Below are 13593 nucleotides of genomic sequence, written 5' to 3'. Positions count from 1 at the left end.
GCAGGGAATCGTATAGTCTTCCGCTTCTGCAGCCACTGGTTACCCGGCCCATCTCATCTTGAGGGCGACTGACTCCCAACAGTCACCCCGATGATGAGATTGCCACAGGTTAGCACTTGCCGCTGCGGTTTGGTACCCCTGGTGGCGGTTTTGCTATCGGCTGGCGGCGGCGATTAGGCGCTGACCCGACTAGATGGAGTATTCGGGGGCGGCCCAGACGATGACTTCAGGGTGCTCGTAGAACCGGTAGCCCTGCCCCCTGACCGTTCGGACGGTGTTCGCGAGCCGCCCCAGCTTGGAGCGAAGACGGCGAATGTGGACGTCGATGGTGCGCTCGTTGGGCACCTCTTCGGCATTGCGCCACAACCCACTGAGAAGTTCCTCACGGCCAACTGTCCGGGTCGCGTTTTCGACCAGGTAGTTGAGGAGTTCGAACTCCTTGAAAGTGAGGTTGAGCGTGTCGCCGTCGAGGTGAACCTCTCGCCGGGACAGGTCGATAAGGACACCCGTGGGTCGCGGTGCGGCAGGCTGGGCCGCCTGAGCGGGGACGCGCCGGGTAACTGTGGGGTCGCCGAGAGCCTGCCGGACGACGTCGATATCGCTTCCCACGGCGTCGGCGGGTGCCAGCGCCACAGCAGCGTGGCTTTGGGCCTCTGGGACGACGGACCGAACGTAGGCCCTGACGTCCTGGGCCAGCTTGGTCAACGTGGTGCCGCAGGTGGCAGCGATTCCCTCATCCAGTGCGACATATAGCACGAAGCCGCGCGCGGTGGTATCACCGGTCACGGACTGGGGGCCGGGCACTCCGTTCGGGGTGACTACCGGGGTGGGCGCCGTATCGGGGTGGGCGCTGTCCAGTGGGCCAGCCACGGCCTGGAGGGGGCGGTACCCGGACGCGGCCTGGTCCTGCGCCGGAACCTCGCCGTAGGGGACGAAGGAGGGGCGCGACTGGTAGGAGCGGCCCTGAAGGTTGGCGCGGCTCTGTGCGTTGCGGAGAGAGATGTGGACGTATCCGGATGCTACTGACATATATCGCTTGCCTCTACGTGAATGGCCGTCATCACGGCACGAATGCGGGGGTATGCCCGAGTCGAGATGGCTTCAATGGAGCCCGCCGTTGGGCTAGGAGTGCGTAAGGGGTGTGGGTAAGCCGTTACGCGTGCATTCGACACCAGCGCGTGGCACTCGCAGGCTGTGCGCCTGCGGTTGATGCTGCAACTGGAGATGCCGATGAGTGGGTAAACACGTTACAAATTATTGCACGTCACATTCCTTTACGCGCAAGTAACAATGGTTTGGGGTGCGGCCAGTCGCCCTTTTCCCGCTGCGATTCCGCCGGTGCGGACCAAATTCCCCGCTCTGGGTGAGCAACCTGGAAATCGGTGGGCGACATTCCGCTCACCCAGGCCCTGGTTGACCGCCTGAGTCGAGCTTGCCCACCGGAGCAGGGCGCAACGCCGTCGCACACAGGCTCACCGAACGCGAAATCGGTCAACGACGACGTCGACGGCGGCGCCCCCACGCAGCTGCCGCGATCGAGGCCGCGACTAGCCGACGACGCCGTACAGGCGGTCTCCCGCGTCACCCAGTCCGGGCACAATGTAGGCATTTTCGTTGAGCTTCTCGTCAATGGAGGCCAGCACGATGGTCACGTTGGCGTCCTCGAGCTCGGCCTGCAGTGCGGCAAGGCCCTCGGGTGCGGCGAGGAGGCAGATGCAGGTGACATCGGCGGCGCCGCGTTTGAACAGGAACTTGATCGCTTCGCGCAGGGTGCCGCCGGTGGCGAGCATCGGGTCGAGGACGAAAATCTGGCGGCCGGTGAGGTCGTCGGGCAGCCGTTCCGCGTAGGTGATGGCCTCGAGGGTCTCCTCGTTGCGGGCCATGCCCAGGAAACCCACCTCGGCGGTGGGAACCAACCGGGTCATGCCTTCCAGCATGCCCAGGCCAGCACGAAGAATGGGGACGACGAGGGGGGTGGGCTTCACCAATCCCGTCCCGATCGCGGTAGTCACCGGCGTTTCGATCTCGACGGGCTCCACCCGGACATTGCGGGTTGCCTCGTAGGCGAGCAGCGTCACCAGTTCCTCGGTCAACTGCCGGAACACCGGCGATGCCGTGTCCTTGTCCCGGAGGACGGTGAGTTTGTGGGCTACAAGGGGATGATCTACAACCAGTACGCGCATAGCTCAAAAGTATCATTGGGGGCATGCCGCCAAACCCCCTCGGAACCGACCCGCTCCTTTCCCAGTGGATGGGCCTCGCACTGGATGCTGCACACCGCGCCCTGGAGACGGCGGATGTGCCGATTGGCGCCGTCGTCGTCGCCGCAGATGGCACGGTACTGGGGACCGGCTGGAATGAGCGTGAAGCGACCGGGGATCCGACAGCCCACGCCGAGGTGCTGGCCTTGCGCCGTGCCGCGGCGACCACCGGCAACTGGCGGCTGGACGGGTGCACCCTGGTGGTCACCCTCGAGCCGTGCGCCATGTGCGCCGGCGCCTCGGTGCTGGCACGCGTCCCGCGCGTCGCGTTCGGGGCATGGGACCTCAAGGCGGGCGCGGCAGGGTCGGTTTTTGATGTGCTGCGGGAACGACGGCTCAACCATTGGACCGAGGTTGTGCCCGGGATCCGCGAAGACGAGTGTGCCGAGTTGCTGAAGGACTTTTTCACCGCCCAGCGCAACGAACGGTGACACCGTCGGGCAGTGCCAGCGGATTTCGCTGGAGGCTAAGCCGGTATCGCTGACCTGAGGTACTGCGTAGGCTGACTAAATCCGGTAAGCCGCATAGTTAAAAGGAGCACTTGATGACCTCGCAGCAGGATGGCATGAAGGAACTACACAAGGTTTTGAAGGATGCAGACATCGCAATCCTGACCACCATCAACGGTGAGGGCCAGCTGGTCAGCCGCCCGCTCGCCGTGCAGAAGGCCGAGTTCGACGGCGATCTGTGGTTCTTCACGGAGGACCCCTCGCCGAAGTCCGCGGAAATCCGCACCAATCCGCAGGTGAACGTGTCGATCAGCAGCGGCAAGGGCTACGTATCGATCACGGGCACCGCGTCGCTGACCAAGGACCGCGCCAAGATCGACGAGCTGTGGAGTGCTTCGGTGGAGCCGTGGTTCGAGAACGGCAAGGACGACAACTCGGTGGCCCTGATCAAGGTCGACGCCGATACCGCCGAATACTGGACCCTGGATTCCCCGAAGATCGTCTCGGCTTTCAAGATCGCCAAGGGTCTGATGACCGGTGAGCGCGCCGATCCAGGCAAGAACGACGTCGTCGATCTCTAGCGTTTTGGGGCTTGGGCCCGCCAACCGGTAAAGTAACTGCGTTGGTGACGTGTCCGAGCGGCCGAAGGTGCAACACTCGAAATGTTGTTTGGTGAAAGCCAACGTGGGTTCAAATCCCACCGTCACCGCGAGTGAGTAAGGCCCCGGTTCCCTTGTAAACAAAGGGAACCGGGGCCTTACCTGTTTCCGGCGGGCGTACGCTGCCCTCGAAACGGGTTCGTCAGCTCGGGGAAAGCAGCCGTTCCCTCAGGCCCTTCACCCGGGCGTGGATGTCGTCGCGGACCAGTACCATCCGGTCACGCCCTTCGATACCGCGCAGGGAAGGTTCATCGGTTTCCCAGATTTCCACCTCAACGCCTTGGACTGCAGGGACCTTTGCTTCCCCGCCGAGAACCACGACGAGCCCGGCGGCACGCATGTCCTCCTCGGTCAACAGGGTGGGCTGCTCCGCTGAAATGTCAACACCGAGGTCTGCAAGAACCTCAGCCGAGAGTGCGTTGATGGCGGTTCCGGGTTTGGTGCCAGCAGAACTGACTGAGATCCCATCACCTGCTTCCAACCTCATGAGGCCTGCGGCCAGCTGGGATTTGCCGCCGTTCTTGACACATACGAACAGCACTGATGGCTTCATGGGTACCAGTCTTTTTTCGTCGGGATCGGTCATCGCGCCTCACTCTTTGTGTTTGCACCCTGAGAGGGCGGCTTCATTCGATGGCGCTAGACTACGTGATGGCATCGACAGTTGTCGATGTCTGGTGCGGGGGTCGACCCGTCTACCGCGCCCGCCGGATGCGGAATGGCCCTTTGGCCGTCGAGGGATCGACCACTGAGCCTGCCTGGGTGATCTGAACCTGGCCGGCAGCGACCAGCCTCCGGGCCGCCCGTCGCGCGGGCTCCTCCAGGCGAGACCCGTCATCGCCACCCACCGCACGCGCTGCATCGGAAGGGTAGATGGTCGGCGCCGCAGCCAGCAGGCTAAGGATTTTGGCTTCCAGTTCCTGATCGGTGGGGGTGACCCCCCGGCGTCGACAGGCGGTCGAGCAGTAGCGCACCTCAGCCCAATTCGCCGCCCATTTGGCGCGCCACTCCATCCGTCGCCCGCAGGACACGCAGGTCTTGTCGTCGGGTTCCTGCGTGGTTCCGCGCTGTCGGTGGGCCATAACTTCATTGTCCCCGAGACGCAGGGGCACCCTTGTAGGGTGTCACCTGTGGCTATGCGGATTCTGGCGGTAGGTAAGAAGCACGAGGCGTGGGTCAGTGACGGCATCGCGCGTTACGAGAAGCGCCTCAAGAAACCCTTCGACCTGAGCTGGCAGCTCATTCCCCACTCGGCCCGGAAGAACGACGCCGCCCGCCGCGAAGAATCCGAACGGCTCCTCGCGAAACTCACGGCCAACGACTTCGTCATCCTGCTCGACGAACGCGGCAAAGCCCTCAATTCCCCCGGCCTGGCCCGGACCCTCCAACAGCCCATCGACACGCCCGGACTGTGATTTTGATCATCGGCGGCGCATACGGGGTTGACCCGTCAGTCCACAGTCGCGCCAACCTGGTGTGGTCGCTATCCCCCCTGGTCTTTCCGCACCAGCTGGTCCGGCTGATCCTCGCCGAACAGTTGTACCGCGCGCAGGAGATCGTAGCCGGGCGCCCCTATCACCACGAGTAACACCCTCACCAAGCCGTCCCCCACCCGGCGTCGAATACCCTTGGGTAGGGCGGGTAGCCCTTCAGCCGTAGTACGAGTGCGGACAACCACTGGACCTGAGGGAGGATCATGAGCGGCGCACCGGCTTCGCATCGTCTGGTCCGCTCCTCGGTGACTTCAGCAGTTGTCCTCGCCCTTGCTGCCGGGGCGCACGTTATTGGTGGGGGAAACCTCCCAGCCCCGTTGATCGTTGCCGTGCTGGGGTCGGCAACGCTCTTGGCAGTGACAGTCATCTCCAAAAAGGCATTATCGCTACCCGCCCTCCTTCTCGTTCTCGCTTTGGGGCAATGGCTCCTGCACCACGCGTTCAGTCTGACGTCGACGACGGCGGCCTGCGTCACCGCACCCGCCACCCACTACGCCGTCCAGGCGGTCAACTGCATGCCGAATGGTGCGCACGCGCACCCCGCCGCCGCGCACACCGACCTCTGGATGCTCACGCTCCACGGCGTCGCCGTCGCCGCCACCGGGTTCATGCTCCACCGGGGCGAATCCGCCCTGCACCTGGCAGCCGCCTGGCTCGTACCACTACTCCGACTGCCCGACGTCGTCATCGGCGTCCCTGTCCCACGAATGCCCCTGTTCCCGCCGGCACCGGCGCTCCGTTCGGTACGCGCCCTGCGCGACACTCCCGCGCTCCGGGGGCCACCGCACCTGCCCGTCCCCGTCTTGCTGCCTGCCTGAACCTTGTTGCCACGGGGGCAACCGCCTCATCACAACACCCATTTTTTGCTGACCCTGCGAGCGCTGTGCGCCCGGGCAGCATCCTGAAAGGCATTCCCATGAACGCTTCATCACGCCGGACCGTCACCACCTCGGCACTCGCCGTTACCACCGCGGGCCTCATGGCCCTCGGTCTCGGTACGGCCTCAGCCCACGTCAATGTGAGTCCAGCCAGCACCACTGCGGGCGGCTACACGCAACTCAACTTCTCGGTACCCAGCGAATCGGACACGGCCCTGACCGAGAAAGTTGAGGTCCAGCTGCCCACCGATAACCCCTTCACCTCGGTGCGTGCCAAACCGGTAGAGGGCTGGACCGCCGAGGTCGTCCGCGGCGAGCTTCCCGAGCCCGTCGAGGTCGACGGCGCCACCATCACCGAGGGCGCCCTGTTAGTGGTGTGGACCGCGGACAGCGAAGGGGACTCGCTGTCCGCCGACGAGTACCAGGTCTTCTCGCTGTCAGTGGGGCGGCTACCCGAGGCCGGAACCACTGTCACGCTGCCTGCCATCCAGACGTACTCCGATGGCAGTGTGTCCAGCTGGGATGAGGTAGCCGAGGAAGGTGCCGAGGAACCCGAAAGCCCGGCACCCTCCTTCGTCACCACCGCCGAGACCGCGGAAGGCGGGCACGGCCACGACGCGTCAGCCACCGATGAGGCCGACGCCGCCGATACTGAGCAGGCTTCCGCCACCGAATCAACGGCAACCCAGCCCGTGATTTGGGTGGCACTGGCCGCCGGCCTGCTCGGTCTGGCAGCGGGCGTCTTGGCCCTGGTCCGGAGCCGCGGCGCCAAATAGCAGTCGGTAACGATCCCTGCGTCAATCGGTCGTCTCATTAGTGCGGCCGATGACGCAGGGGCAATCACCGGCGAAGGTGAGTCCATGGGTATCCACACACGCACTTCGTCCAAAGCCGCTGCCGTCCTCGCGGCCATCAGTTCCATCGCGTTGGTTGCGGGATGTGGTGCGTCCAGTTCCACCGAGCAGGAATCGACGCCCGCTCCGGAAGCCACCACCTCCGCCGCTCCGACCACGGAACCGACCGAGGAAGCCAGCGAATCCCCCTCCCCGGAGGCTTCAGCCACCCCGACCGAAGAAGCGTCGGAAGAGCCCACCGCAGCCGAGCCCGAGGACGACGGGAGCTGCACCGCTGCCGATTTGGCCGCCACAGTGGAAACACCGATGGGTGCTGGCAGCGCGGGTACCGCCGCACGCAACCTGATCCTCTCGAATATGTCGGACGAGGAATGCACCATGACCGGCTACCCGGGAGTGTCCTACGTCGATGCATCAGAGGCGCAGGTCGGCGCCCCCGCCGACCGGGAACCCGGAGCGGAGTCCCCCACCGTGGTGTTGGCGCCGGGCCAGTCCGCCATCGCCACCCTGCAACAGACCAATGCCCAGAATTACGGTGACGGCTGCAGCATCACCGAAACCACCGGTGTCAGGGTCTACCCACCAGGTGCCACCGACTCGCTGATCGCGGTCCAGGAATCGGTTGGCTGCGCGGCCGAGGACATCATCCTCATGACCGTTGGCCCTGTCACCGCCATGTAGCCCAGATACTGCCGGGAACCAGTCTTAGCGGAAGACTGGCGATCGTGAGTCAGTGGTGCCGTCCGATGCCCGACGCTCGCTGAATAATAGGTGCCTCAACCGTCCAGCGGCGAGGGCGAAAATCGCTGCGGTGAGGAGCTGGAGCGTCAAGGTCAACCAGGTCTGCTGGCCAACGACGGCGGCGACGCCGGCCAGCGCCGCGAAGGCTCCGGCGGTCACCATTACCCGACCCCGTTCCAGCAGTCCGTAGGTGACCAGACCCGCGCCCAGAACGATCCAGCCGCCAAGCCCCCGGAGCGCTTCGATTGATCCGCCGAGCAGCGCCGCGAGTTCCAGAACCACCGCCAGAATCAGGTAGGTGCCCGAGTTGGCGTTGATCGCTGGCGGGTTGCGCACCAGCCAGGGCGCCGCCAACAGGATGAGGATCAGGGTCGCCACCACAAAGTAGGCTGCCACGGCGCCAGTGTTTTCACCGGCGATCAGGCTGGCCACCGCACCGCCCAGAAAAAGAGCAGACACACCGGCCATCGGAACCCAGTTGTTTCCTACCTGGCCTCTCATGGGTGAGCCTTTCCTGCTGCAGTTGGGGCGTTCTACCTTGAAAGCTACCCTCCATTTGGCCGCGGTGCGGGAGCCTCGGCCCGCTGCGTCGCAAAATGTCAGTCGCCTGAGAGATGATGAATCGGTGACATCGGTGTTGGATAAGTTCACTCCCGCAACCCATCAGTGGTTTGCCGGAGCCTTTGCCGCGCCCACCTCCGCGCAGGAGGGGGCCTGGAACGCCATTTCGGCGGGCTCGAACGCCCTGGTCATTGCGCCGACGGGTTCCGGGAAAACCCTGGCAGCGTTCCTGTGGGCGCTGGACAAGTTCATCGCCGCCGGCGCGGCCGAGGAGGCACCGGCCACCAAGGGAGTACCCGCGAAGAAGCGCGGCACCAGGGTCTTGTACATCTCGCCGTTGAAGGCGCTCGGCGTCGACGTCGAACGTAACCTGCGTGCCCCCATGATCGGTATCACCCAGACTGCCAAACGGCTGGGTCTTCCAGCGCCGTCAATCACTGTGGGAGTGCGATCCGGTGACACCTCCCAGGCGGATCGCCGCGCCCTGCTGACCCGGCCACCCGACATCCTCATCACTACCCCCGAATCCTTGTTCCTCATGCTGACGTCCAAGGCGCGGGAGACCCTCACCGACGTCGATACGGTCATCGTCGACGAGGTCCACGCGGTGGCCGGTTCCAAACGGGGAGCGCACCTCGCGGTGTCCCTCGCCCGGCTGGATGCCCTGCTGGAGAAACCCGTGCAGCGGATCGGGCTCTCAGCAACAGTAGAACCGCAGGAGACCGTCGCCCGGTTCCTGGGCGGCAACGCTCCAGTTGAGATCGTCGCGCCGCCGTCGAAAAAACAGTGGGACCTGACCGTCACTGTGCCGGTGGAGGATATGACCGAGCTCGGCGGGCCGCCGACGCGGAACGACGACGACGACGCGTACGGCGCCGAAGCTGTCCCGCAGGGCAGCATCTGGCCGCACGTCGAGGAGAAGATCGTTGACCTGATCCAGGCCAACCGCTCCACGATCGTGTTTGCCAACTCCCGCAGGCTCGCCGAACGCCTCACCGCCCGCCTCAACGAGATCCACGCCGAACGGCTGGAAGCGGCGGCACTGCGGGCAGCACCGGCTGAGGACTCAGCGCCGAAGGCAGGCACCGGGACCGGCCAGCGCGCCGAGAAGGCTCCGGCGGACCAGGCGACCCAGTCACCACCGGCCCAGCTGATGGGCCAGGCCGGCCAGACTGACGGCTCAGAGCCCCTCCTGGCCCGCGCACACCACGGGTCGGTATCGAAAGACCAGCGGGCGCTGATCGAGGATGACCTTAAATCCGGGCGGCTGCGTTGCGTGGTGGCGACGTCCTCGCTTGAACTGGGAATCGATATGGGTGCAGTGGACCTGGTGGTCCAGGTGGAGTCACCCTTCTCGGTGGCGAGCGGACTGCAGCGGGTGGGCCGTGCCGGGCACCAGGTGGGCGAAGTCTCGCAGGGTGTGCTCTTCCCCAAACACCGGGGAGACCTGGTAAACACCGCCGTTACCGTGGAGCGGATGCTCGCCGGGAAAATCGAGCCGCTGTACATCCCCGCCAACCCGCTGGACATCCTGGCGCAGCAAACGGTGGCAGCGGCAGCCCTGGGCACCATCGATGTGGAGGAGTGGTTCGACGTCGTCCGCCGCTCCGCCCCCTTCGCCACCCTCCCCCGATCTGCGTTTGATGCCACCCTCGACCTGTTGGCGGGGCGCTACCCCTCCGACGAGTTCGCTGAGCTGCGGCCCCGGATCATCTGGGACCGGGTGGAAGGCACCATCACCGGGAGGCCCGGCGCCCAGCGGCTAGCGGTCACGTCTGGTGGCACCATCCCCGACCGGGGGCTCTTCGGCGTTTTCCTGGTCGGTTCAGCCGAACCCGGCACCGGGGGGAAACAGGGCGGCCGTCGGGTCGGGGAACTCGACGAGGAAATGGTCTACGAGTCGCGGGTGGGTGACGTGTTTGCGCTCGGCGCCACCAGCTGGCGGATCGAGGACATCACCCACGACCGGGTGCTGGTCTCCCCCGCGTTCGGGCAGCCGGGCCGGTTGCCGTTCTGGAAGGGCGATTCCCTGGGCCGACCGGTGGAACTTGGCCGCGCGATCGGCGGATTTGTCCGCGAAACCTCTGTTGCCTCCCCCGAGGACGCGCAGGCGCGGTGCAAGGCGATCGGTCTCGATGACTGGGCGTCGGGAAACCTCCTGACCTACCTCGCCGAACAGCGTGCGGCCACCGAGATTGTCCCGAACGACCGCACCCTGGTGGTTGAACGGTTCCACGACGAACTCGGCGACTGGCGGGTGATCCTGCATAGCCCCTTCGGCATGCCGGTGCACGCCCCCTGGGCGCTCGCCGTCGGGGCGCGCCTCGAGCAGCGTTACGGCATGGACGGCTCGGCGATGGCCTCCGACGACGGGATCGTGCTGCGGGTGCCCTTGATGGATGATGAGCCGCCGGGTGCTGAGTTGTTCCTCTTCGACGCGGAGGAACTTGATGGCATCGTCACCACCGAGGTGGGCGGTTCGGCCCTGTTCGCCTCACGGTTCCGCGAGTGTGCTGCCCGCGCCCTCCTGCTGCCCCGGCAAAACCCCGGGAAACGCTCCCCACTCTGGCAGCAGCGGCAACGTTCGGCGCAGCTGCTCGACGTTGCGCGGAAGTACCCCACGTTCCCGATCGTCCTGGAGACGGTCCGCGAGTGCCTGCAGGACGTCTATGACCTGCCCGCGCTGAAGGACATCGCTGCCAGCATCGAGCGCCGGGAACTGCGCATAGTCGAAACGACCACCTCCCAGCCGTCTCCGTTCGCCCGATCCATGCTGTTTGGTTACGTAGCGTCCTTCCTCTACGAGGGCGATTCCCCGCTCGCCGAGCGCCGCGCCGCCGCCCTGTCATTGGATCCCACTCTCCTCAACGAGCTGCTCGGTCGCGCGGAACTGCGTGAACTGCTGGACCCGCAGGTCATTGCCACCACTGAAAGCGAACTGCAGCGCCTCGCACCGGACCGGACCGTGCGTGGTCTCGAAGGCGTCGCCGACCTCCTGCGGCTCCTCGGCCCGCTCACCACGCAGGAGGTAGCTGACCGGTTCCAGCCTCCTGAGGAGTCCGCCGCTACCCCAGCTGTCGAACAGGTGGGGTCGCTGCTCCTGCAACTCGGTCAGGCCAACCGGGCGCTGCAGGTCTTCATCGCCGGCGAGGAACGCTGGTCGGCTGTCGAGGATGCTGCCCGCCTGCGCGACGCGCTGGGGGTCCCACTGCCGATGGGCATCCCGCTGGCCTTCATCGAACCGGTGGCGGATCCGCTGGGAGACCTCGTGGGGCGCTACGCCCGCACCCATGGACCGTTCACCGCCGCCGAAACGGCGCAGCGCCTGGGCCTGGGGGTCGCCGTGGTGTTGACTGCCCTGCAGCGCCTCGCCGCAGACGGCCGGGTGGTCGAAGGTGAGTTCCGCCCGGTTGCCTCACTCCCCGAGAACACCCCCGCGTCCTCCCACGCTGCGGCTCCCAGCGAATGGTGCGACGTCGAGGTGCTGCGTCGGCTCCGCCGTCGGTCCCTGGCCGCGCTGCGGCAGGAAGTGGAACCGGTGGACCCCGCAGCCTACGGCAGGTTCCTTCCCGCCTGGCAGCACGTCGGTTCCTCCCTCCGCGGGTTGGACGGGGTGGCCACCGTGGTCGACCAACTCTCGGGGGTTCCCATTCCGGCGTCGGCGTGGGAGCCGCTCATCCTCGCCTCACGGGTCGCCAACTACACGCCGGCGATGCTCGACGAGCTGACCGCCACCGGGGAGGTGGTCTGGTCCGGGGCCGGGTCGCTGCCCGGCAACGACGGGTGGATTGCCCTGCACCTGGCCGAGAACGCACCACTCACCCTCAGACCCGACCCGGTGTTCGAACCATCCGCCCTGCAACTGAACCTCCTGGAGCTCCTGGACCGGGGTGGCGCCTACTTCTTCAGGCAGTTGGTCGAGTCGCTCGACTCCGAGGCGCCACGGAACGATTCCGAGGTGGTCACCGCGCTCTGGGAGCTGGTGTGGGGCGGCCGGATCAGTAACGACACCTTCACCCCCGTGCGGAGTCTGCTGGCCGGCGGCAAAACCGCCCACAAGCAGCGCGCCGCCCCGCCGCGCGCCCGGTCATCGCGGGTCGGACGGCTCGGCCGGGCGCCCGGTGCGTCCCTGACCGGGTCGTCAATGCGGGTCAAGGGTAACGACGACGGCGTCCGCGGCTACCAGCGCAGCACCCCTCCCATGGCGGCCGGTCGCTGGACGGTGCTGCCGCAGGTCGAGACCGAAACCACCGTCCACGCCCATGCCACAGCCGAACTGCTGCTCGACCGGTACGGAGTGGTCACCCGCGGGTCGGTGGGCAGCGAAGGTACCCCCGGCGGGTTCGGACTGCAGTACAAAGTCCTGGCCCGGCTTGAGGAAATGGGCAGGTGCCGGCGCGGATACTTCATCGAACACCTCGGCGCCGCCCAGTTCGCCGTCCCCGCGACAGTGGACCGGTTGCGCTCGTTCGGAGCCGACGCCCAGCAGGAACGCCGCCCGGGTGAGGACCCCACCGTCGTGCGGTCCTCGATTGCCCTCGCCGCGACCGACCCGGCGAACCCCTATGGTGCGGCACTGGCGTGGCCCGCCTCCGACGGCGGGCACCGCCCTGGCCGGAAGGCCGGAGCGCTGGTGATCCTGCAGGACGGGCGGCTCGCCCTCTATGTGGAGCGGGGCGGCAAGACTGTCCTGGCGTTCACCGACGATTCGGCGGCCCTGCACGCCGCCGCGGCCGCGTTGGTAGCGATCATCCGGCGTGGGGCAGCCGAGAAAATGGCAATCGAAAAGGTCAACGGCGAGCCGGTCCTGGACTCGGAGGTGGGCCGCGCCCTGACCGCCGCAGGGTTCTACTCCACCCCGAGAGGGCTGAGGATCCGTGCCTGAGGGAGATACCGTCTGGCGCGCCGCCCGGGAACTGAATGCGGCCCTGGCCGGCCGCACGCTGACGCGCTGCGACATCCGGGTCCCCCGCTTCGCGACCGTCGACTTCACGGGCGAGACGGTGCAGAACGTGGTGGCGCGTGGAAAGCACCTGCTGATCCGGGTGGGGGGCGACGACGGCTGGACCATCCACTCGCACCTGAAGATGGAAGGCCTGTGGCATATCTACCCGAAGGGCGCCAAATGGCGCCGTCCGGCATTCAAAGCACGCTGCATTCTCGAAACGCCCGAGTCCGCCGCCGTCGGATTCGAACTGGGGTTACTGAAGGTCCTCCCCCGGTCCGGTGAGGATGAAGCTGTGGGCTATCTGGGCCCTGACCTGCTGGGGCCGGGCTGGGACCCCGACGAGGTGCTGCGTCGTCTGCTGTCGCAGCCCGACCGGCCGATTGGGCTGGCCCTGCTGGATCAACGGAACCTTGCGGGCATCGGAAACGTGTATCGATGTGAGCTGTGCTTCCTCGCCGGGGTGCACCCTCTGACCCCGGTCGCCGGGGTCAGGGACCTGCCGCGGATGGTGGCACTGGCGAAGAAGCTGCTGGAAGCAAACAAGGCACGGTCCACTCGAGCCACCACCGGCAATCTGAGGGGCGACACGCTGTGGGTCTATGGCCGGGAACACCGCGGCTGCCTGCGGTGCGGCACCAGGGTGACCCTGGAACAGCTCGGGGACAACGCCCTGGAATTGCGGGATTTGTACTACTGTCCGTATTGTCAGCCAGCCAGTCCGACCGCCGCCCAATGACGTCATCCACCAC

At 66.3% G+C, this 13593-nt stretch carries 12 protein-coding genes, 1 tRNA gene and 1 pseudogene; 9 read left to right on the top strand and 5 right to left on the bottom strand.

Annotated elements, in window-relative coordinates; genetic code table 11:
- Positions 1-189 precede the first annotated feature (189 nt).
- Together DDA93_RS07170 and upp are read right to left on the bottom strand one after the other, a co-directional pair.
- Positions 190-1029 carry a winged helix-turn-helix domain-containing protein gene (locus DDA93_RS07170; RefSeq protein WP_019482336.1) on the bottom strand — a complete coding sequence of 280 codons (840 nt, stop codon included), beginning with the start codon at positions 1027-1029 and terminating at the stop codon, positions 190-192.
- A 518-nt stretch (positions 1030-1547) separates the two neighbouring features.
- Positions 1548-2183, bottom strand: coding sequence for a uracil phosphoribosyltransferase (gene upp / locus DDA93_RS07165; protein ID WP_019482335.1), 636 nt, complete (start codon positions 2181-2183; stop codon positions 1548-1550).
- A gap of 23 nt (positions 2184-2206) precedes the next feature.
- Between upp and tadA the strand changes: the two genes are divergently transcribed.
- The 3 genes from tadA (at position 2207) to DDA93_RS07150 (ending at position 3419) form a co-directional block, all read left to right on the top strand.
- Positions 2207-2692 carry a tRNA adenosine(34) deaminase TadA gene (gene tadA, locus DDA93_RS07160; RefSeq protein WP_019482334.1) on the top strand — a complete coding sequence of 162 codons (486 nt, stop codon included), beginning with the start codon at positions 2207-2209 and terminating at the stop codon, positions 2690-2692.
- Between the two features lie 113 nt (positions 2693-2805).
- Positions 2806-3291: a pyridoxamine 5'-phosphate oxidase family protein gene (locus tag DDA93_RS07155; RefSeq protein WP_024475469.1), complete on the top strand. Its 486-nt coding sequence runs from the start codon at positions 2806-2808 to the stop codon at positions 3289-3291.
- Between the two features lie 43 nt (positions 3292-3334).
- Positions 3335-3419: transfer RNA gene (locus tag DDA93_RS07150), tRNA-Ser, on the top strand.
- Between the two features lie 92 nt (positions 3420-3511).
- Here the strand turns inward: DDA93_RS07150 and DDA93_RS07145 are convergent.
- Entirely contained in the window at positions 3512-3922 is a 411-nt protein-coding gene (locus DDA93_RS07145; protein ID WP_024476777.1) for a low molecular weight phosphatase family protein, read from the bottom strand.
- A gap of 142 nt (positions 3923-4064) precedes the next feature.
- Positions 4065-4451 carry a DUF2256 and DUF3253 domain-containing protein gene (locus DDA93_RS07140; RefSeq protein WP_024476778.1) on the bottom strand — a complete coding sequence of 129 codons (387 nt, stop codon included), beginning with the start codon at positions 4449-4451 and terminating at the stop codon, positions 4065-4067.
- Positions 4452-4505: 54 nt separating this feature from the next.
- On the opposite strand from DDA93_RS07140, the pseudogene rlmH reads away from it, so the two are divergent.
- The 4 genes and pseudogenes from rlmH (at position 4506) to DDA93_RS07120 (ending at position 7275) form a co-directional block, all read left to right on the top strand.
- Positions 4506-4957: pseudogene (gene rlmH / locus DDA93_RS07135) on the top strand (23S rRNA (pseudouridine(1915)-N(3))-methyltransferase RlmH).
- A 108-nt stretch (positions 4958-5065) separates the two neighbouring features.
- Entirely contained in the window at positions 5066-5680 is a 615-nt protein-coding gene (locus tag DDA93_RS07130; protein WP_116778377.1) for a hypothetical protein, read from the top strand.
- Between the two features lie 98 nt (positions 5681-5778).
- Positions 5779-6516: a YcnI family protein gene (locus DDA93_RS07125; RefSeq protein ID WP_116778376.1), complete on the top strand. Its 738-nt coding sequence runs from the start codon at positions 5779-5781 to the stop codon at positions 6514-6516.
- A gap of 84 nt (positions 6517-6600) precedes the next feature.
- The gene (locus tag DDA93_RS07120) at positions 6601-7275 is read left to right on the top strand and encodes a DUF4232 domain-containing protein (RefSeq protein ID WP_116778375.1); all 675 of its coding nucleotides are present in this window, start codon (positions 6601-6603) and stop codon (positions 7273-7275) included.
- Positions 7276-7299: 24 nt separating this feature from the next.
- Here the strand turns inward: DDA93_RS07120 and DDA93_RS07115 are convergent, their stop codons facing one another.
- Entirely contained in the window at positions 7300-7836 is a 537-nt protein-coding gene (locus DDA93_RS07115; protein ID WP_026041013.1) for a hypothetical protein, read from the bottom strand.
- A gap of 106 nt (positions 7837-7942) precedes the next feature.
- Here DDA93_RS07115 and DDA93_RS07110 point away from each other — a divergent pair, with 106 nt between their 5' ends.
- Together DDA93_RS07110 and DDA93_RS07105 are read left to right on the top strand one after the other, a co-directional pair.
- Positions 7943-12781, top strand: a complete 4839-nt coding sequence (locus tag DDA93_RS07110; RefSeq protein WP_116778391.1) for an ATP-dependent helicase — start codon at positions 7943-7945, stop codon at positions 12779-12781.
- Positions 12774-13580 (top strand): DNA-formamidopyrimidine glycosylase family protein, encoded by an 807-nt coding sequence (locus DDA93_RS07105; RefSeq protein ID WP_019482324.1) that lies wholly within the window; start codon positions 12774-12776, stop codon positions 13578-13580. Before DDA93_RS07110 ends, DDA93_RS07105 begins: the two co-directional genes overlap by 8 nt.
- The last annotated feature ends 13 nt before the right edge of the window (positions 13581-13593 follow it).

Source organism: Arthrobacter sp. Bz4 (assembly GCF_003075455.1).
Classification (GTDB): domain Bacteria; phylum Actinomycetota; class Actinomycetes; order Actinomycetales; family Micrococcaceae; genus Arthrobacter_D.
This window is presented reverse-complemented; position numbering and strand designations above follow the sequence as displayed.